Annotated in this window: 14 protein-coding genes, 1 pseudogene and 1 riboswitch; of the genes and pseudogenes, 8 read left to right on the top strand and 7 right to left on the bottom strand. The window is 62.7% G+C overall.

Annotation, left to right across the window (positions count from 1 at the left end; all coding sequences use genetic code 11):
* The first annotated feature begins 68 nt into the window (after window positions 1-68).
* The 4 genes and pseudogenes from CXR29_RS01535 to erm all read left to right on the top strand — a co-directional run.
* A complete protein-coding gene (locus tag CXR29_RS01535) occupies window positions 69-1,025 on the top strand; it encodes a slipin family protein (RefSeq protein WP_127363679.1) in 957 nt (318 codons plus the stop codon).
* Between the two features lie 42 nt (window positions 1,026-1,067).
* Window positions 1,068-1,664, top strand: coding sequence for an HdeD family acid-resistance protein (locus tag CXR29_RS01530; RefSeq protein WP_127363678.1), 597 nt, complete (start codon window positions 1,068-1,070; stop codon window positions 1,662-1,664).
* Between the two features lie 356 nt (window positions 1,665-2,020).
* Window positions 2,021-3,523 carry an inorganic phosphate transporter gene (locus CXR29_RS01525; protein ID WP_127363677.1) on the top strand — a complete coding sequence of 501 codons (1,503 nt, stop codon included), beginning with the start codon at window positions 2,021-2,023 and terminating at the stop codon, window positions 3,521-3,523.
* Between the two features lie 469 nt (window positions 3,524-3,992).
* Window positions 3,993-4,793 (top strand): annotated as a pseudogene (gene erm, locus CXR29_RS01520) (23S ribosomal RNA methyltransferase Erm); the annotation flags it as partial.
* A gap of 476 nt (window positions 4,794-5,269) precedes the next feature.
* Here the strand turns inward: erm and CXR29_RS01515 are convergent.
* From CXR29_RS01515 to CXR29_RS01490, 6 genes are all read right to left on the bottom strand, one after another.
* A complete protein-coding gene (locus CXR29_RS01515; RefSeq protein ID WP_127363675.1) occupies window positions 5,270-5,935 on the bottom strand; it encodes a hypothetical protein in 666 nt (221 codons plus the stop codon).
* Window positions 5,932-9,156 (bottom strand): type I restriction endonuclease subunit R, encoded by a 3,225-nt coding sequence (locus tag CXR29_RS01510; RefSeq protein ID WP_127363674.1) that lies wholly within the window; start codon window positions 9,154-9,156, stop codon window positions 5,932-5,934. Before CXR29_RS01510 ends, CXR29_RS01515 begins: the two co-directional genes overlap by 4 nt.
* Window positions 9,153-10,907: an ATP-binding protein gene (locus CXR29_RS01505; protein ID WP_206516247.1), complete on the bottom strand. Its 1,755-nt coding sequence runs from the start codon at window positions 10,905-10,907 to the stop codon at window positions 9,153-9,155. The genes CXR29_RS01510 and CXR29_RS01505 overlap by 4 nt, the downstream gene beginning before the upstream one ends.
* 95 nt (window positions 10,908-11,002) lie before the next feature.
* Window positions 11,003-12,169, bottom strand: a complete 1,167-nt coding sequence (locus CXR29_RS01500) for a restriction endonuclease subunit S (RefSeq protein WP_127363673.1) — start codon at window positions 12,167-12,169, stop codon at window positions 11,003-11,005.
* Complete coding sequence (locus CXR29_RS01495) at window positions 12,166-13,764, bottom strand: class I SAM-dependent DNA methyltransferase (protein ID WP_127363672.1); 1,599 nt, start codon at window positions 13,762-13,764, stop codon at window positions 12,166-12,168. Before CXR29_RS01495 ends, CXR29_RS01500 begins: the two co-directional genes overlap by 4 nt.
* A gap of 1 nt (window position 13,765) precedes the next feature.
* Entirely contained in the window at window positions 13,766-15,706 is a 1,941-nt protein-coding gene (locus CXR29_RS01490) for a helix-turn-helix domain-containing protein (RefSeq protein WP_127363671.1), read from the bottom strand.
* Window positions 15,707-15,988: 282 nt separating this feature from the next.
* Between CXR29_RS01490 and CXR29_RS01485 the strand changes: the two genes are divergently transcribed.
* The 3 genes from CXR29_RS01485 (at window position 15,989) to CXR29_RS01475 (ending at window position 18,457) form a co-directional block, all read left to right on the top strand.
* Complete coding sequence (locus tag CXR29_RS01485) at window positions 15,989-16,435, top strand: hypothetical protein (protein WP_206516246.1); 447 nt, start codon at window positions 15,989-15,991, stop codon at window positions 16,433-16,435.
* Between the two features lie 151 nt (window positions 16,436-16,586).
* A complete protein-coding gene (locus CXR29_RS01480; RefSeq protein WP_101596115.1) occupies window positions 16,587-17,660 on the top strand; it encodes a TM2 domain-containing protein in 1,074 nt (357 codons plus the stop codon).
* A gap of 130 nt (window positions 17,661-17,790) precedes the next feature.
* Window positions 17,791-17,901, top strand: a riboswitch (SAM riboswitch).
* A 43-nt stretch (window positions 17,902-17,944) separates the two neighbouring features.
* Window positions 17,945-18,457, top strand: coding sequence for a hypothetical protein (locus CXR29_RS01475; RefSeq protein ID WP_101554755.1), 513 nt, complete (start codon window positions 17,945-17,947; stop codon window positions 18,455-18,457).
* Between the two features lie 36 nt (window positions 18,458-18,493).
* On the opposite strand, the gene CXR29_RS01470 is transcribed toward CXR29_RS01475, so the two are convergent.
* Window positions 18,494-19,162, bottom strand: a complete 669-nt coding sequence (locus tag CXR29_RS01470) for a metal-dependent transcriptional regulator (protein ID WP_127363669.1) — start codon at window positions 19,160-19,162, stop codon at window positions 18,494-18,496.
* 131 nt (window positions 19,163-19,293) lie between these two features.
* Between CXR29_RS01470 and CXR29_RS01465 the strand changes: the two genes are divergently transcribed.
* Window positions 19,294-19,842, top strand: coding sequence for a hypothetical protein (locus CXR29_RS01465; protein WP_127363668.1), 549 nt, complete (start codon window positions 19,294-19,296; stop codon window positions 19,840-19,842).
* Window positions 19,843-19,871: the final 29 nt, after the last annotated feature.

Here is a 19,871-nt window from a genome sequence, read left to right as displayed (position 1 = left end):
CCGGTCTTTCCACGCCGCGCAGGCGTAAAATGGGGTAGACAGTCAATCGTCAAAGGAGGCGATTCGACATGTTGGCGCTCAGTATCCTCGCCGCACTTGTCGCACTCGGGATGACCGCGATCGTCCCCTTCGTCGACAAACTCGAGAAGGTCAACCTCCAGATCGTGACCATGCCCATCCCCGCGCAGGAGGGCATCACCCGCGACAATGTCACGGTCCGCGTCGATGCGGTCATCTATTTCAAAGTCGTCGACCCGCGCAAGGCCGTCGTCGACGTCGGGGATTATCAGCTCGCCGTCGGCCAGGTCGCCCAGATCTCGCTGCGCTCGATCATCGGCCAGAGCGAGCTCGATGACCTGCTGACCAACCGCGAACGCCTCTACCAGGGGCTGGCGATCATGATCGACAGCCCCGCCGTCGACTGGGGTGTCCACATCGACCGCGTCGAGATCAAGGACGTGGCCCTGCCGGAGACGATGAAACGCTCCATGTCGCGCCAGGCCGAAGCCGAACGCGAACGTCGATCCCGCGTCATCATCGCCGACGGCGAGCTGCAGGCCTCGAACAAACTCGCCAAGGCGTCCGAGGCCATGGCCCACACCCCGTCCGCCCTGCAGCTGCGCCTCCTCCAGACCATCGTCGAGGTGGCCGCGGAACGGAACTCGACCCTGGTCCTGCCCTTCCCCGTCGAGCTGCTGCGCTTCCTCGAGAACAACACCCCTGCCGCTCCTCCCACCACCGAGGCGGGAGCGAAGCCGTCCACGAATGCAGAAGCCACGACCGCGGGTTCAGAGACGGACACCCCCGCCGAGGCGGCTGACCGGTCCGAATCGGACACGACGTCGAGTGCCCCGGCCGACCTCGACGCCATCGTCCAGGCCATGTCCGAATCGCTCAAGCTCACCGGGCTGATGCCCGAGCAGGAGCGCGTGGCCTCGGACATGCCGGAACAGGAACGGACCACCTCGGAGTCGGCCGACCGGTCCGGCACGGTCGAACAGGAGGAGCACCTCGGGCACGCCTGACGTCTTCAGCGTCTGTCCAACCCTAAGGACTAGGCTGTATACATGGACCTCAAGCGCACTGGAAGAACAGTCATCGTCAACGGCGTCATCGCCCTCGTGATGGGTGCGCTGATGATGGTCTGGCCCGGCTCCTCCGCCGAGGTGGTTGTGCGGATCTTCGCCTGCTGGCTCGCCGTCATCGCCGTCTCCTCCCTCGTTTTCGCACCGCGAGGAGGCCGCACCGGCAGCTTGGTCACACGTGCGGTTCTGCTCATCCTCCTCGGCGTGCTCATCTTCCTCACCCCGATGCTGTTCGCGTCCATGGTCACAGTGCTGACCGGGTTCGCGATCATCTTCTTCAGCTTCCTCGCCCTGACCATGTCCTTCTTCATCCGCCGGATGGGTGTCAGGTCCTGGTGGGTGCTCACCACCATCGGGGTGCTGGGCATCATCCTCGGCGGTTTCTTCCTCTTCGCCCCGGGTGCCGGAGTGACGGCGCTGATCTTCACTCTTGCCGGATTCATCATCCTCGTCGGCATCGCCCTCATCGCCCTCGGCCGTCGCCTGCGCAGGGTCGACCGGCAGATGAGAACCGACCCGCACCGCAATCGTCCCGACGACGGCGACGGCGATGTCATCCGCGGGGAGATCATCGACTGATTCCGGCCGCCTCGGCGAGCTTCTCCCACTTCATTTGAGCCCGGGTCCGCGCAGATGCGGATCCGGGCTCGGTCTTACCCGCGTTTCGGGCTGCAGTGGTCATTGTCACACAGCGAATCTTGGTCCCCGGCACACCCCTGTGCCACCTTCCGACAGGGCCCGCCGATATAGCACCTGACCTGGAACATCACGTGAACACACGGCAAAACCTACCGACTGTGCATGAGCACTTCGTGAGTCTCGGACGCGGTGTTCACCGTCCGTTCACTTTCGCCGTAACCTGGCGGTCATTCGACCTGCGAATCATGGAGGCAGACAGACACTGCCTCATCGACTGAATCCCGCTAGGAGAACGAATGACCCAGGTTCTGGCCCCGGAGCGCCACACTCCGCCGCCGGCCGTCGGCCGCAGCAACGACCGCCTCTGGCATCTGGCCTTCGGTGGGCTGCTGGCGATCACCCTCATCGCCTTCACCCTGTGGTCCTTCGACTTCGTGGGCCGGGACGCTCCCCGCATGGTGCTCGTCACCACGGTCATCTTCGGCGCCTTCATGGCGTTCAACATCGGCGGCAACGATGTCGCCAACGCCTTCGGCACCTCCGTCGGCGCCGGCACCCTGACGATGAAGCAGGCACTGCTCGTGGCCGCGATCTTCGAGGTCAGCGGCGCCCTGCTGGCCGGCGGGAATGTCACTGACACGGTCAAGAGCGGCATCGTCGACCTCAGCGGGGTGGCGATCAATCCGATGGACTTCGCCTTCATCATGATGGCGGCCCTCCTCGGCGCCGCGGTGTGGCTGCTCGTGGCGACTCGGATGGGCTGGCCGGTGTCGACGACGCACTCGATCATCGGCGGCATCATCGGCGCATCTCTGACGATCGGCTTCGTCACCGGCACCGGCGGACTCGCCATGGTGCAGTGGTCCGAGGTCGGTCAGATCGCGATCTCCTGGGTGCTCTCCCCCGCCCTCGGCGGACTCGCCGCGTTCGTCATCTACGGGCTGATCAAGAAGTACGTGCTCGGCACGACACTGTCGCACACGCTCAGGCCGCACATGCTCGCCCCGGTCTCCGCAGCTGAGGGATCCGTCGACGCACAGATCGACACCGCCACCGAGGATGCCCCCACCGGCGAAGGATCGATCGGCACCCATTCGGCTCTGCAGCGGTGGGTTCCCCTCATCGCCGCCGCCGGCGCGGTCATCATCACTGCGATGCTGCTGTTCAAGGGTCTGAAGAACCTCGACATGAGCGTGACCACAGTCGGCGGCCTGCTCATCATGGCGATGATCGGCGCGGCCGTGTGGCTGGCCGTGTTCGTCTTCGCCAAGACCCTGCGCAAGCAGACGGTTCCCCGTGCCACCTACATCCTGTTCTCCTGGATGCAGGTGTTCACCGCCTCCGCATTCGCCTTCAGCCACGGGTCGAATGACATCGCCAACGCCGTCGGCCCCTTCGCCGCCGTCCTCGATGTGCTCCGCACCGACAGCATCAGCGGCGAGACGACCGTGCCGTTCGCGGCCATGCTCACCTGCGGCATCGCACTCATCGTCGGTCTCTGGTTCATCGGCCGCAAGGTCATCGCCACCGTCGGCACGAAACTCACCGAGATCCACCCGGCCTCCGGATTCGCCGCGGAGCTCGCTGCCGCGGGAATCGTCATGGCCGCCTCGGTGAGTGGTCTGCCGGTGTCGTCGACGCATATCCTCATCGGTGCGATCATCGGCGTCGGTCTGGTCAACCGTTCGGCGAACTGGAAGCTCATGAAGCCGATCGCGCTGGCATGGATCATCACCCTTCCGGCCGCCGCGGCCATCGGTTCGATCGGCGTCATCACCCTGCGCACCATGATGGGCTGACCCACTGACACGAACGCTCGCACGCGTCCGCCGGACCGCGTTCGAGACATCATGTCGAACGGATCCGCTCCTCGCCTCGTCGGCTTCCACGCGAAGTCTGCGGGGAGTTGGTCGTCCGAACCCTGGTCTCGGCAAAGACTCCTGTGCTATCTTGTTCGGCATGGGAACATTGAACAGCAGCGCAATGACTGCGCCTTGCTTCTTTATTCGTCACCGCAGCGCCTGACAGCGCGCCGGACGGATTCTTCTGCGATCGGCTGACCGACGACGGTCACCCTGATCTCCTCTGCAAGCGCGTTGTCCTCCCGGAGAGCCCTCGGCATCCGGGCGATGCGGCAATCGGCTGATCCCATTCCGATCCCCTGACCACTGCGATCATCAGTGATCGACCAGGTCATCGCGGATCGATCTGACTCACCACCATTGCGCTGCCTCGGGTGCCTCCATCTGATTCTTGGAGCACATCCCATTGCGATCCCGCACACCACGACACCATTCGACACGCAGACAGTCCCTTTCGCGTTCGGCCCCGCGGTCACAGCACGGCGGACGGCATGAACTCGGCCAGAATTTTCTGCGCTCATCGACCACCATCTCAACGATTGCGAGCCTGGCTCGTTCCACCTCCGGACCGATCATGGAGATCGGCCCCGGCGATGGGGCAGTCACCGCCGAGCTCTACCGACTCGGACGAGAGCTCACGCTCATCGAACTCGACGAAACGAGGTTGGATCACCTTGAAGTCACGTACCCGCGGGCCGAGGTCCGGCACGCCGACATCCTGACCACTCGGCTCGACCGGCCGGTCATCGTCGGCAATCTGCCGTTCCACCTCACCACTGCCATCCTCCGCAGGCTGCTGCGCTCCGGACGCTGGCAACAGGCCATCCTGCTCACGCAATGGGAAGTCGCCCGCAAACGCGCAGGAATCGGCGGATCGACCATGATGACCGCGCAATGGGCTCCGTGGTTCGACTTCCGCCTCATCACCCGCGTCCCTGCCGATGCGTTCACCCCGAAACCCAGCGTCGATGGCGGCATCCTCACCATCGATCGCTGTCCCACCGGATCGATTCCAACCGAGGCTCGATCCGATTATCAACAGTTCGTCCGTGCGGTCTTCACCGGTCGCGGGCGAGGAATGAAAGGAATCCTCTCGCAGATGAGCATCACCGATCACCGCAGCCTGCAATCGACCATGGACCGCAACGACATCAGAGGAGACACCTTACCCAAAGACCTCACCCCCGACCAGTGGACCGGACTGTTCACCGAACTGGCCGCCGAATCAGATCAGACGAATGCGAAGAAGGGATCGACCATGCGACACAACAAAGGAAACAAGAGCCCCATCACCGAGGCGGCCCCGCAGACACCGTTGATCACCGGAGCGATGCCCATCGTCGGCTCCAAACCGGCGACCGAGAAGCTGCAGGCGCCCATCCCGGGCACCGACCCGAAGGCGAAGAGCCATGACAAGGGCCATCTGCAGGCCGAACGCGGTTTCATGAACCAACATCAGAAACCGCAGCAGCCCCAGCCGAGGTGGAACCTGCCGCGGAGGTGAATCAACCCTGCAAGGCGTCCCGGTTCGAGGTACCAACTTCGCACCGGGACGCTGCTTTAATCACACAGCGCGGTCGTGCACCCGCCACTCGACGGTGCCGGATCCTGCGGTTGGGAGGAGGCCCTCGAGGTTCAGGTTCCCGGTCTCCTTGGACTTAGCCAGTATTCTGCCTACGTCGGCTATGGAATATGATTGTCAGCTCTCTCATTGTCTTCGGCGATCAAGAACCTGTGGCCTGGTCTCTCATGAGTTCTCTCCACTAGTTCTTCGAGAGCTTCGACTCCTCGCTTTTCGAGCCTGCGAAGTTGTCCAATCCGATCTCCGATCCTCTTCAGTCTCTGTTCGATGTCACGGTCGCTTCGTGTCGTGTCAACCCTGTAGCGAAGTCCTGTGAGGTCAAGGACGATGGATTCGCAATACTGCTTTCTTCGGTCCGGACCGAAATAGCGGATCATACCGGTCAATCGGTCGGGCGCCACCACTTCGCCCTTCCTTCGCTGCTCATCGAGCATGTTCCTATACAAGGAACGTCGAGAGTCCCCTGGACCGAACGTCAATCCCGGCCCTTGATACATCCGTCGGATGTACGAACCGTAGTCGTTCCTATTCGGCTCAGCGCTACTCAGGGAACTGTCGAATGCGATGGTCACGTTGTATGCAGCGCTCTGGCCGAAATTTTCCACGACAAAGTACATTCGACTCGAAGCCATTGCTTCAACAAACTTGGCAGTGACGTACGGCCGCGCACGGTCTCGACTGTCCTTGGCGCTCCGGATCATCGTGATCACAGCAATAATTGTTGTCACTAAAATACTTATGACTCCAACAAGCCCTGGGTCGATCATGCCGCCTGCACCTTCGCCAGCTCCTCCATCTGATCGATGACGAGCTGGATCGCCTCTTTGCGCCGATCCGGCGGGTACTTGTGCCGAATGAGCAGCAGCTTCACCGATGTCCGCAGCTTGGCACGAACGTCGTCGCGCACAGTCCAATCGGTCTTGACATCACGCTGCATGATGCCGACGAGTTCCCGGGCGATCTGCGCCAATGTGTCCGCCCCCTGGTTCTGCACTGCTGATTCGTTCTCCGCCACCGCATCATAGAAGGCCAGCTCCTTCCAATCCAGAGGGGGATCGAACTGCTGACCACGGTTGCCTTCGTCGGCCACCTCGCGCGCGAGCTCCACGAGCTCTGCGATCACCTCGGCTGATGTCAGCTGCTGATTCGTATACCTGTTCATCAGCTCTCGGATCCGCTCGGCGAACGCCTTCTGCCGCACGAGGTTGCTCTTCGTCAGCTGCGTCGCCCGGTCGGTGAGTACATCCCTGAGTGCTTCGATGGCCAGGTGGGGAGTCGGAGACTTCTGGGCTTGGTGGGTGAGATCCGGGGTCAAGTCCTGCAGCGACGGTTTCGCGAGCCCAGCGGCCTCATAGATGTCAACGATCTCCCCCGCATGGGTCGACTCCTCCAGCAGGCCCGCGAGCATCAGCTCGACGTCCTCGGATACCGGGCGTCCCGAAGCCTGCCGCTCCTGAGCGTCGAACTTCGCCATCCACACGCGCACCTCTTCGTAGAACTGCGCATCCGCACGCCTGTCTTTGAGTTCGTCGGAACCTCGGGCCAGTGCCCATGCTCGTGCCAGACTTCCGGACAGACGCCGATAGTTGTCGGCCAGGCCCGAGCCCTCAGGTGCATCCGTGGCCGAAGAGTTCTCGGTGCCGTCGTCGCCGAGCCCTCGAGGCTGTTGTGCCAGCGTCACATCCGCATGCGCGGGGTCGCGCAGATAGTTCGTCAACCCTAGAGCAGCCTTGATGTGACTGCCGGGCTTTCCGTCGAGTTTCGCCCGCCAGTCGTATCCGGCGCACAACGTGTCCAAGGCGTCGAGGAACTCGTGAACGACTCGCACAGCCTCGTCGAATTTGCGCCCCATCGGCTCGGTCTCCTGATCACGCGCCGTGTATTCGGCCAGCGCGTTGCGCAGGTTGTTCGCGATCGGAGCATAGGCAACCATGAGTCCGTCGGCTTTGCCCCGATAGGTGCGATTCACTCTCGCCAGGGTCTGCATGAGCAGCGCGTTCTTCAGAGGCCTGTCCAGATACAGCGTGTGCAGCTGTGGGGCGTCGAAGCCGGTGAGCATCATGTCCTTGACGATGACGAGTTCGAGTTCGTCGTCGACGTCTTTGATGCGCTTCTGAATCGTCTTGTTCTGCCCCTGCCTCCGGCGATGCTTGGCGATGAGTCCGGAATCCGACGAGTTCGATGAGTAGACGACCTTGATCTTGCCGGCGTCGACGTCGTCGCTGTGCCAATCCGGGCGCAGTTCGATGATCTCCTCGTAGAGTCGGGCGCAGATCTCACGCGTGGCGCAGACGATCATCGCCTTGCCGGGTGCGGCGATGAATGGCCGCATCGATTCTGAGCGCTGTTCCCAGTGCTCGACGATATCGGCGGCCAGCAGCTGCAGCCGTTCGTGGTTGCCGTAGACGGAGTTGATCACGGCGACCGACTGCTCCACGCGGGTGCGTTCGACATCGTCGAGGCCCGCGGTCGCCTCGTCGGCCGAGGTGTTGAGGTCGTCTTCGGAGACCTCCTGCCCCAGCCCCATCTCGATCAGCCGCGGCTCGTAGACGACCGGGACGGTGGCGCCGTCGCTGACGGCCCGGGAGAGGTCATAGGTGTCGATGACATCGCCGAACACCTCTTGGGTGTTGCGGTCGGCGAAGGAGATCGGGGTGCCGGTGAATGCAATGAACGAGGCTCTGGGCAGGGCGTCGCGAATGTGTCGGGCGAAGCCGTCGAGTTCGTCATAGTGGGACCGGTGTGCTTCATCGACAATGACGATGATGTTCCGGCGATTGCTCAGTTCCGGGTGGTCGAGCCCGTCGGCGCGTTCGCTGTCGGTGCGACCGAACTTCTGCAGCGTGCTGAAATAGATCCCACCCGTGGCCTTATGGGTCAGCGCCTCCCGGAGTTCCCGCCGGGAGGAGATCTTGACCGGATTTTCGGCTAGAAGTTGGGAGCGGTCGAAGGTTTCGAACAGCTGGGAGTCGAGTTCGGTTCGGTCCGTGACGACGACGATCGTCGGATTCTTCAGTTCGGGTCGGATCGCGACGAGATGGGCGTACAGTTCCATCTCCATGGACTTGCCCGATCCCTGCGTATGCCACACGACCCCCGCACGACCGTCGCTGCGCACCGCCTCGACGGTAGTGCCGACCGCCTTGGTGACCGCGAAGTACTGGTGCGGTTTGGCCACCCGTTTGGCCAGACCGTCCGCGCCTTCGTCGAAGGCCACGAAGTTGCGGATGATCTGTCCGAATCGCTCCTGATTGAACACCCCGTCGATGAGCACTTCGCTGCCGAGGCTCGCTCCCGTATCCGTGTGGTCGCGGCCGAGTGCAACCACCGCGCCGTCGTCGTCGACATTCCATGGTGAGTAGTGGTTGAAGGGGGTGAATGGGGTCCCATATTTCGCGTTCACTCCGTCGCTGACGACGGTGAGGGGGCAGCAGGAGAAAGCGTCGGGGAATTCCCGCAGGTACGTCTGCAGTTGCGCGTAGGCCTCTCGTTCGCCTGTGTTCGCGTCGCCGGCCCGTTTGATCTCCATGATCACCAGCGGGAACCCGTTAACGTAGAGAACGATGTCGAAGCGTCGTTCGATCTCACGGTTGCGGATCGTCACCTGGTTGATCGCCAGGTAGGAGTTGTCCTCGGGACGGTGGCTGAAGAGGCGGATCGTCGGGTTCTGTTCGGTTCCGTCAGCATCGATGTAGGAGATGCCCCGATAGCCATGGGTCAGGTATCCGTGGAACCTGAAGTTCTCCGCAATTGGATCCGCCGAGGCGGCCGCGAGGATCTCTCCCAGCGCTTCGTCGAGGTACCGCGGAGGAACGCCCGGGTTGAGCGTGCGCAGGGCCTGAGCTGCCCGAGTCTTGAGGACGAGGCCGTCCCATTCCGTCCGCCCATCGGTCTGCCCGGGTATGACCTCCGGGCCCGGTACGTGCTCCCACCCGTTCTCGACGAGGCGGTCGATGTGAAAGGTCTCCCATTCGGATTCGGGGATCATACTTCCTCGTTTCTGGCGATGAGGCGATAACTCTGTTTGGAACTCGACTGCGTGCCGACCCGTTCGACGATCCCTCGTTCCATCAGGGTTCTCAGCCGACGCCACACAGTGGTGTGACTCAAGCCCAATTGCGATGCGATCTCACTTGTCAGCGCATGGCCTGCACCAAGAGCCTGAACCACGGCATCGAGTTGCCCATCGATCCCGGGCTGACGAGACTGCATTTGTGAAGGTATCGCAGCAGCCATCGTCGGTTCGCCGGGCACAAGGTGGTAGCTGGCGTATCGTCTGCCGCCCTTAATTTCGGCTATTCGTCGATCAACAAGGTCTTTGAGGACGGCTCGGGCTTCGTCACCGGGCACGCTCCAGCCTTTGAGCATGGCGACGTTTGTTCGTCCGGCATTGATCATCATCGCGATTGCCAAATGATGAGTGTCCGACAGCCCGGCAAGACCCAGTCGGTTGATCCGGTCCATTGTCTGTGTCGACAACAGTGCCGTCCTCTGCATCGTCACTGTGAGGTGTCCTGGTGAAACGTCGAACTCGGGCGGAGACATTCCGACCGCTCTGAGTGCCGCTGTCACTCTGACCAGACCGGTTCCGCGGTTTTCAACGATGGTCTCCTTCTCCCCGATCACAGGCATATCGGAGAGGAGCTTCGCCAAAGTGGCATTTCGGGAGGTCGAGCCACCTTCGTCAGTGCCCAGCGATTCTGCCGCCACTTCCCCGTACAGTCCTCCGGGACTCCGCACTTCCAGTCGATCCGGGAACAGTTCGATCTGAATCTGGGTCCCCCGGGATTCCGGACTGTAGTCGCGATGAAGCAGGGCATTGGCGAAGACCTCTCGCAGAGCTTCGATCGGGTAGTCATAGCGGTCTTCGCGTCCGATTCCGTGAATGATCGCGGCTCGGCTCATGTGTTTGCGCATTGCGTCTATAGCCGCGTCAAGCTGATCGGGAATCGGACCGTCCAGGCTGAGGTTGTCGTAGAAGCGTTCCCCGGACGGCCCCAGGCTCGCTCGATCACGTCCAGGAAAGACTACGAACGAGATGAACAACTGAGGGAAGAACTGCTGAGGGTATTTTCCGACGGTCAGCAGTCCTGCCAAGGTGGGGCGAGTCTCTCCGCCGGCGGTCGTGAGAACCCCCAGTCCTGTCAGCACTTCGTCCTCGTTCTGGCCTTTGAACGCGCGCGGAGTGCGCTCTGTGGCCCTCTTGACGAGTTCGGTGCAGAGCTCGTCATCAAGGTGCTCTCTGCTTGCCTCCGCGACTTGTTCGCGGTCGTGAGTCTGCTGAATCGTATTCGTGAGCAGCTGGGTGACCTCATAGCCGGTCAGCTTCCGATCACCGTCCCCGCTGCGGATGAAAGAGCCCTGGTGCGCGCCACGGTCTGTGAGGTGGCAGGGTTTGTCCTTGGGCAGTGCTTCGGAAACAACAATGCGGACAATGGCGGAGCCCTCGAATTCGAGGACTTCGACTTCATCTCGAATCGGAGGTGTCAGTTTGTCAGCGCACGCACCGGCGAGAGCATCACGTATCGCAGCGGCGTCGAAGCCGTCAGCTGCGGTGAAGTCGGCCGATTCGTCGATGCCGAGTAAGACAGTTCCGCCCTGACCGTTGGCAAAAGCGCTCAAGGTCTCCGGAACCGTCTTCGGAAGCTTTCCAACCGATGCCTTGACCTCGACGTCGGCCGGCTCCACCCCGAGCGTTCGGAGGCGATGCACGGCTGCAGTCAGTTCAGCGTCTTGCACCTTTTCACCGACCTCCCTCCTTTTCAGAAACCTTACCACCTTTTCAATTCAGTGAAAGAGTTGTCGAAGTAGCTGTCCAAGTGGGCGCTCCCGGCTCAGACCGCGTCGCTCACTACCGCCTCCGCGTCCTTGACCGTGATCTTTCCGGACATCAGAAGCGGAAGCAGTTCGTCGCGGGAGCGGGCGAGAGCCCGGGACTCTGCCCCTAGCTTGGCTGCCAAATCTGCCCGCCGCTGCACTCCATGGCTGAAGCTTACGGCCGCACTGCGACCGGGCCAGCGGATGCTAGTTTCTGACAAATCTTTCCAACTCGTGCGAGGCATCCTTGTGCCTTCTGAAGAAGATACTGCCGCCGCCACAGTTTCTTTACTTCCAACCGCGGCAAGAATCAAACCAGCCAGATCCGCTTCCATAGCCCGGATCACCAAAATGTCAGTCGAGCACACACCACCGAACGGAGCCGAAACAACCTTATGAAAGTACGGACGCAGCTTCCCAAAGAGCACATCGCCTTCTTCGAACCTGGCCTTGGCACTTGTTATTTCACTTGTGTTCCCTTGGCCTGTCACCCAAAAATGCTCGCGCGGGAGGTGTTCAAGGCCAAGATAGATCGCCTCACCGGGCATCACCTCGGGTTTAACCTGGTCGCGGACGTTCTTAGCCAAGTCTCCAAGAGGTACATGTTCACCTTTCAGTGATAAGTATTCGAAGCGAATAAGATTATCCACCGTGGAAGATACACGCTCATTGGCGGCGATTTTGTCGTCGAGGGCGCCGAGGACTTCAGCGATCGCCCGCTGTTCAACCAACCCAGGCAAACGAGGCAAAGCAAAACTTCTGACGTCCGAAACATTCAGATGAGGAACTGTAGAACCTTCCGCGTAGCGGAGCAGAGCAGCTTGCTGGATGGGAGAGCTCAACAGGTAGTACAAATATTCAGCATTGACCTCGGTCGAGTTTGGCCGAATCAGTACCGTACGCTGCCCGGGAGCTACGTTGAGATTCTGCGGAATTCTAACGACGGGCCCAACAGGGGCTTCTCTAGCCAGGAGCAAGTCCCCAATCTCGGGTGAAAGCCGTCTGGTCCACTTAGCGAAGGTCTCTTCGCTTATTCGTCTCGCCTGCGAATAGTCAATTTGGTTACCTTTCATTGACGGGGTACCTACCGCAAAGAACATACCATTTGGATCTTCAGGCGCCGTCTTATGCTCGCAATCCACGATTGCTTTGCATACGTCCTGCAATGACACGGTTTCGCTCATCCCAAACGCTCCAACTGCTCGCGGACTACCGTTTCCAACCTGGCCGACTCGTCGAAGGCGTCGATCAGTTCCCCCTTGAGTCGCGCGATCTTCTCGTCGATCGGCTCCAAATCCTCGGGCTCGGGCGCCGACCCGACATAACGGCCCGGGGTCAGCGCGTATCCGGCTTCCTTGATCTCGGCCAACGGCACCGTCCGACAGAATCCGGGCACATCTTCGTACTCTCGTCCGGCCGCCTCGGCGGAGTCAGAGCCGATCCACGCATGGAACGTACCCGCGATCTCGGCGATGTCCTCATCGGACAGCGAACGCTCGGCACGGGAGATCATGTGCCCCATTTCGCGCGCATCGATGAAGAGGACTTCGCCAGCCCGAGCTCCCTTCTTCTTCGCGAAGAACCACACGCACACAGGAATACCGGTCGAGCGGAACAGCTGAGTCGGCAGCGCGAGCATGCACGAGACCAGGTCGGCCTCGACGATCCGAGCACGGATATCGCCCTCACCACCGGTGTTCGACGACATCGACCCGTTCGCCATGACCACGCCGGCCTTGCCCTCGTCGGTGAGTTTGGACAGGATGTGCTGGATCCAACCGTAGTTCGCGTTCTTCTCCGGCGGGACACCGAAGGTCCACCGCGGGTCCTCCTCGCTGCGTGCCCACACCTTGAGGTTGAACGGCGGGTTGGCCAGAACATAGTCCATCGGGGTATCCGCGTGGATGTCGCGGGCGAAGGTGTCTCCCCACTTCTCACCGAGACCCTGGACCTCGATCCCGTTGATCGCGAGGTTCATCTTCGCCATCCGCCAGGTCTCCTCGATGGATTCCTGGCCGTAGACCGCGATGTCCCTGGGGTCGCCGTTGTGGTCTTCGATGAATTTCTCCGACTGGACGAACATGCCGCCCGAGCCGCAGCACGGATCGTAGACCCGCCCCTTGAACGGTTCGAGGATCTCGACCATCGTGCGCACCACCGGTCGCGGGGTGAAGAACTCGCCGCCCCGCTTGCCCTCCGCGCGGGCGAACTCGCCGAGGAAGTACTCATAGACCTCCCCCATGAGGTCACGTGCCCGGAACTCTCCCTGCCGGGAGAAGCGCGTGCTGCTGAAGAGATCGACGAGCTCACCCAGACGACGCTGATCGAGATTGTCCTTGTTGTACAGGCGCGGCAAGGTTCCCCGCAGGGACGGGTTGGCCTTCATCAGCTGATCCATCGCCTCATCGATGAGAGCACCGATGGTCCTGCCGGCTTCGGCCCCCGAGGGTGCCTGCCCTTTGGCATTCTCTGCCAGGAAATCCCACTGCGCGGCGGAGGGAACGAGGAAGATACCTTCGCCGACGTAGGTATCCGGGTCCTGGAGCAGCTCGGCGATGTCCTCCTCGTCGATGCCTTGCTCTTCATAGTCGGACCGCAGCACCGACTGTTCCTCCTCGAACGCGTCCGAGACGTATTTGAGGAAGACGAGACCGAGAATCACGTCCTTGTACTGACTCGCGCTCAGCGAACCCCGCAGGCGGTCGGCCGCCTTCCACAGAGTCGCTTTGAGTTCGCTCATCGTCGTCGGCTGTTCGACGGCGTTCTTCTTCGTGGCCATGTCACCTTCCTTGTGATGGCTGCGGCTCGAGGCTGCTGCCCATCAGTTCCATCGTCCCGGCCGCGACACCGCTCAAGAGCGAATGCCCCAGCGTCTTCGCGGCACGTTCCTTCACCTGCAATTGTTGTCGATATCCGGCCAATCTCCGCATCGCGTCTTCGACTGCGTCGACCTGGTCGGCAGGAATGCGGGGAATCTGCCAGTTCGCATACTCCTTCGACTGCCCATCATTGATGACCGCGGCCAAGGTGTGCGGACCGATCGGGGCGCCACCGGCCCTCCGCAAGATCTTGTTCGGCGAGACCACCAGCGCCCCGCCCCGGTCATCAACCCACGCTGTCGGCGGATTCGAGCAGAAGACGACGTCTCCCGGTCGGGTTCTCATGCTGCGACGCAGCGAGCTTTCGGCGACGAAGGCATCAACTCGGAACACTTCGCCACCTCCCCTGGCATCGACGACCGGCACCGCACCAGTGTCCTCCGCCAGCGATTCGTCGATCCGACTGCCGCTGTGACGGGTGACCGTCCCGCCCTCGATCATCGTTCCGAGCGAAGTCGATCCCACCACCAGCGAGGCGGGGCGGTCGGTGACATAGATGTCGAAGACCTCGGTCGCCTCGGCGGTTTCGATCGAAGCGGCGCGCACGTCGTCGATGAAGTCCTGCCGCCCGGTCGCGAAGCTCACCGCTCGGGTGCCGGGCGGAACAACGGCCTCGCCGCCGAGGATCGACCGAAGATCACGCGACTTGACATACCGGAACGCGCGAGCGGGCAGCTCGTTCGGCACGGTTCCGGCAGCCAGCACTCCGGCCACATCGGTCGACAGATCAGACCGGTCGACCGGGACCTCGCTGAGATCGGCCACCCATGGGTGGTCGAGAGTGGCACCTCCTTTGAGCAGCCACAGTCCGCTGCTCTGTCGCGGAGCGTGTTTCCACAGACCGCGAGGCAGTCGCAGCGCACAGACGAGAGGTCCGTGGTTCGCAGAACGACTGCTTCGCAGTGATTCCGAACGCCGCTGCTCCGCAGTGCCGTCGAGTCGCCCGCAGAGCAGGTCGGCAGGACCGACGACGACCGCGTACTCGTTGAGGTTAAGATCGAGAATCACCTGATCGAGTCTTTCGAGCATCTCTGTGCTCTCCAAGCCGTAGACGGCGACGACTGACACCGTCGGTCGTTCGGCGTCGAGGGCCAGCCACCCGCGCAGAAGCGCCCTCCTTCGCAGGTCACGGATGTGGGGAGAGTCGGTGGTCACGTGCGAGGCCAAACCGTCCACCGTCTCCGCCACGGCGAGGAGGTCAACGTCCTCACACTCGAGGACGAGCTCCCCCGTCGCCGAGGATCCCAGCTCATCGGAGGCAGACTCGCCGTCAGCGACGGCTCCCTCGACGACGGAGGCGATGACATCCACGAGTCCGGGATCGAAACCTCGTCGCTCCTGGCTCCGGCTCAATCGCCCCGTTTCCAACCGGCCCAGGGCATCGGCGGCACCGAACGACGCAGCATAGAGGTCGTCGACGTAGTCCAGCGTGGCAGCGGCGAACTCGGTGTCGATGACCTCGCTGAGGAGAAATCGATCAGCAGGATCGAGGGAGGCGGCGATCTCGACGAGCATTGACTCACCGAGGTTGCTGAGATCGTCCTCGGCATTGTCCCTCAGACACAGAAGAACCAGCGCGTGGTCGATCGACACCCCAGTGGGAATGCCGGCGGCCGGAGCATCTTCGACGAACTCCGCATTGTTGCCGCGACCCGTGCGCCGCAGCCATTCGACGACAGCCTCGACATGGAAGAGTTCACGCCCGTCCGGGCCTTCGGTCCCCTCCGGGAAGGGGATTTCGCGACCTCTGACCGTGGTGCGTCTGCGCCATTGGGACACTGCCGGCCGGGAGACACCTGCCAAGTCGGCAATGTCCTGCATCGACATCATTGCGTCGCTCACTGTGCCTCCCGTTGCACTCGCGTTTTCCGTTGTGCCCCGATCCTAGGCGACCCTGCACAAGTTGATACATACATTCACTGTTAAGTCCACTTAACAGCGTATTCATTGCTCACTTCTATGCGGATGTCGTGAACTGAGTTCTCAACGACCGGCCGAACCATGCCGGCCAACGCACCCCGACCAGCGATAGGACGGCCCCGAATGAACTCGTTCCCACATCCGCCCCCTCACCACGACGGCGGACATCAACACCAACAGCCCTACAGTGCCCCATCCTCCCCGTTGCCCCTGACACCGCAGCGGTCCACGAAGCACATCTGGTTCGGGCTCGGCGGTCTGGTGATCGGGCTGCTCCTCGGAGTCGGAACGGTCGGGGGAATCGTCGGGATCAGTTCTCTTGCCGAAGCCGACGCGCAGGCGGCTCAGGCAGAGCTCATGGCCGACGGCTACGAGACATGCTCGCTCGGCTCGGTCGATGGAGCGACACTGAGCGCCGACAGGTTGAGCGTCGACTTCGACGGTGCCGGGATGTACTTCGGCCCGGATCTCGCCGACGTGTACTGCCTCGGCGACGCACTGGGCATGCCAGACTCAGTGAGCTCCCGGATGGGGCAGACACGGGCGCTCGACGGAACACAGACCGCGGAATGGGACTCGTTCTCCGTGTCGTGGAACTACCACCCCGATGACGGACTCGGTGCGATCTTCGAGTACGTCCCGGATTCGTGACCCTTCGCGAACAGTCCACCTGACTGCTCGCAGCCAGTCGGTGGCCTGCACCCCGCTCGCCGGTCGGCGCATCGCTGGCAGCCAGCCGAGGCGCCCCAAACGCCCATCACCGTCATGCACATCACACCGCTATACACACCCAAGGAGAATCATGTCCCACAACCCGCACGAACAGACCACCCGATTCGCCACTTCGAACAACAACCTGCCGCAGGAATCAGACAAAAGCTTCGTCCTCACCTGGCTCTTAGCGTGGTTCCTCGGCTTCTTCGGAGTCGACCGCTTCTACCTCGGCAAGGTCGGCACCGGCATTCTCAAACTGGTGACGCTCGCCGGATTCGGCATCTGGTGGCTGGTCGACGTCATCGTCGTCCTCGCCGGCAAGGCGACTGACAAGTCCAGGAAACCACTGTCGGGATACCGGCAACATCGCACTGTGGCGTTCGCGGTCACTGCCGGCTTCGTTGCAGTCGGCATCATCGGGAGCAGCATTGCCGGCGCCAGCAGCACCGAAGACGTCTCCGGACCGGCCGTCGCGGAAGACCAGCAGTCCGAGGAGACGTCGCCCGACGAGGACACGTCGGCGCAAGAAGCACCTGCGGAGGAGGCACCTGAAACCGCAGAGCCGGCGGGCGAGGAGCCCACGGCAGAGACCGCGCCAGACGAAGTCGACGCCGCATCCTGGGCAGACGACAAGTACGGAGCATTCAGCACCGTCAGCGAAAACGGAACCGGCGACTCGATCATCACGCTTCCATCCGATGCGGCCGCAGGGCTCGTCACTGCGACCAATACGGGCAGCGGCAACTTCGTCCTTGACGTCCTCGACGACTCCAATCAGTCGACCGGAGACCTCCTGGTCAATGAAATCGGTTCCTACGAAGGCACAACGGCCTATGGAATCAACTCCTTCGGAGAGGCTTCTTCTCTCCAGATCACATCCGATGGCAATTGGGACATCACGATCGAACCGATCTCCGCAGCACCGGAACTCGAACCGACCGGCACAGGAGACGCTGCGTTCCTCTACACCGGAGCGCCGACTCAGCTGACGGCCACCCATAACGGCGACTCGAACTTCGTCGTCTACGAAGACACCGACGAGTTCTCCATGGGGCTGCTCATCAACGAGATCGGCACGTACGAAGGCACTGTCCCCCTCTCGACCGGTCCGTCGCTCATCACCGTCAATGCCGATGGCGAGTGGAGTCTGACGACCAACTGATCCGCAACCGGCGAACAGGGCCGCCGAAAACAGACGGCGGCCGTGTTCGCACTGTTCAGACACGTTCGGCAGCTGAGTCGAGACGCGCCTCCGCTGCCCTTGTCACCCCCTCTCGCTACACTGATAACACGTTCGCGAGTTGTGGCCATCGGTACCTGGCCGGCCACACGGCAACCCGTCATCGACCGGGTGCCCCAGGGGAAGAACGGGCCCGGGCAGCCAGCCCGGGCAAGCTTCGATCCGGGTCAGCGCTGCCGAAGCGCGCCCGAGAAGGACGGTGTGCCATGTCCGCAGACTTCGACAACGACTCCGCCGACTCCCACAACGACGCCGAGAACCGTCGCAGGGCCGCTGAACAGTGGCCGGGATTCGACCCCGACGAGGCCCTGCACTGGTCGAAAGTGCTCCTCCACCACTCCCCCGACCCGCAGCGTGCCGGCATCAAAGCCCAGATGAGCTCGGCGATCAAACGGGGCATCCCGATTACCGGACCGGGTTGGGTGAGCACGGCCGATGCCGCGCGCAGTGATGGCTTCACACCGGTGCTCTATCAGACCCTGTTCGAAACGCTGCGAACCATTCCCAAGACGGCGTTCCGGTCCCACCCGTGGCATCGACGGAACACGCACGGAACCTACCTGCCCGGCACCCCCTATGAATCAGAACTCTGGGGCGACTGGCCGAAGCTCTTCCTCGCCGAAGGCTTCGACGCCCACGCGGCCACAGCACTGACCCTGCTGCGTGCCGAACCGAAGTTCCCCCGCCCGCGCACACGCGGCGAAGGCGAGAGTGCCTGACCCCGCGCGACGAAGGCGAGACTCCGGTCCCGCCCGTCACCTCGCCGCGGCCGCCTCCAGATACACGGCCGCGGCGAGCGCGGCAGCGATCGTCTCCCGCCTCCCGCCGATGTCCACGGTCACCGCGTCATCGGTGCGATCGACGACGTCGAGCGCGACATCGGGAAGCACACCCGCCTCGGCGAGCTTGCCCAGAACAACAGGATCGGCGTCGGAAACCCTCAGCACCATATAGGACCCGGCGGTCGCCTCGGCGAGGAGGGTCGGAGTATGGGAATCGACGGCACCATCGGCACCCGGGATGGGGTCGCCGTGCGGGTCGGACGTCGGGTGGCCGAGGAAGGCGTCGATGCGGTCGATGAGCCGATCCGAGGCGGCGTGCTCGAGGATCTCGGCCTCATCGTGGACCTCGTCCCAGCCGTACCCGAGCGACTTCACAAGGAACGTTTCGATGAGTCTGTGCCTGCGCACCATCGACAGGGCGATCGCCTTGCCCTGCTCGGTGAGCACGGGCGGACGGTAGGGCACGCGAGTGATGAGACCGAGTTCGTCGAGTCGTTTGAGCACCTCGGTGACATTGGCCTTCGTCGTTCCGAACCGCTTCGCGAGCTCGGTGGCCGTCATCGGGTCCCCGCCCCATTCCTGGGCCGACCAGATGGCCTTGAGGTAGTCCTGACTGACCTCGGAGACTTCACCTGCACGCATGCCCCCAGTATCCCATGGACGCATCGCCCCACCCGGAACTTCACTCGAAGTGAGCGATCGGGCACAGATGTTCCCAAACGATTACGACCGACCCACCCCATCGCCGAGGCGGCCCTGCCAGAATCACATTCATGACCTCCCATTCCCTCCCCTCCGACTCGGTTCACCCAGCCGATGACCCCGACCGACCGGACTCAGTGCGGCCCGCCGTCCCCGACGGCCCCTCACTCGCAGAGGGCGGCTGGTTGCCGTTCCGTGCGTTCCGCCGCTGGGCGAGGACCCGCAGAACGGACTCTCGCTCAGCAGCCCAGCGGGGACCCACCGCCCCGGACAGCCCGCGTCCGCGAGCAGAGCGGCTCACTGCACGCGGCCTGTTCCGTCCCGGCGAGATCGAATACGCGCGGCTGCGGAGCCTGCCGCCGTTCGACACCGATCTGCTCATCCTCACCAACGCGCGGATCATGCGGGTGCGCACCGACGCTCAGGGTTCCATCGCCCAGCTCTCGGAAGCGACGCTTCGGCAGGCAGCTGATGTCCGCGCCGAGGAATCCCGTGGACGGGCCACGGTGACCGTGGAGCTGCACGTCGGATCGTCGATGCGGTTGGAGGAGACCACCCCCGCCGAGGCGCAGCGCTTCGTCGACACCTTCACCGAGGTGGTTTCCCGCTCACGGACTTGAGCGCCGTCTCCCGAACCTGAACAGCCCCG

It is taken from the genome of Brevibacterium linens (assembly GCF_003999335.1).
GTDB classification, from domain to species: domain Bacteria; phylum Actinomycetota; class Actinomycetes; order Actinomycetales; family Brevibacteriaceae; genus Brevibacterium; species Brevibacterium linens.
Note: the sequence above shows the minus strand (reverse complement) of the source record. Positions and strands in the feature narration are given on the sequence as shown.

What these genes read in the sequence shown, in the direction of transcription:
- CXR29_RS01535 (WP_127363679.1), top strand. Translation starts at nt 69, where the DNA reads ATGTTGGCGCTCAGTATCCTCGCCGCACTTGTCGCACTCGGGATGACC.
- CXR29_RS01530 (WP_127363678.1), top strand. Translation starts at nt 1,068, where the DNA reads ATGGACCTCAAGCGCACTGGAAGAACAGTCATCGTCAACGGCGTCATC.
- CXR29_RS01525 (WP_127363677.1), top strand. Translation starts at nt 2,021, where the DNA reads ATGACCCAGGTTCTGGCCCCGGAGCGCCACACTCCGCCGCCGGCCGTC.
- CXR29_RS01515 (WP_127363675.1), bottom strand. Translation starts at nt 5,935, where the DNA reads ATGATCGACCCAGGGCTTGTTGGAGTCATAAGTATTTTAGTGACAACA.
- CXR29_RS01510 (WP_127363674.1), bottom strand. Translation starts at nt 9,156, where the DNA reads ATGATCCCCGAATCCGAATGGGAGACCTTTCACATCGACCGCCTCGTC.
- CXR29_RS01500 (WP_127363673.1), bottom strand. Translation starts at nt 12,169, where the DNA reads ATGAGCGAAACCGTGTCATTGCAGGACGTATGCAAAGCAATCGTGGAT.
- CXR29_RS01495 (WP_127363672.1), bottom strand. Translation starts at nt 13,764, where the DNA reads ATGGCCACGAAGAAGAACGCCGTCGAACAGCCGACGACGATGAGCGAA.
- CXR29_RS01480 (WP_101596115.1), top strand. Translation starts at nt 16,587, where the DNA reads ATGTCCCACAACCCGCACGAACAGACCACCCGATTCGCCACTTCGAAC.
- CXR29_RS01475 (WP_101554755.1), top strand. Translation starts at nt 17,945, where the DNA reads ATGTCCGCAGACTTCGACAACGACTCCGCCGACTCCCACAACGACGCC.
- CXR29_RS01470 (WP_127363669.1), bottom strand. Translation starts at nt 19,162, where the DNA reads ATGCGTGCAGGTGAAGTCTCCGAGGTCAGTCAGGACTACCTCAAGGCC.
- CXR29_RS01465 (WP_127363668.1), top strand. Translation starts at nt 19,294, where the DNA reads ATGACCTCCCATTCCCTCCCCTCCGACTCGGTTCACCCAGCCGATGAC.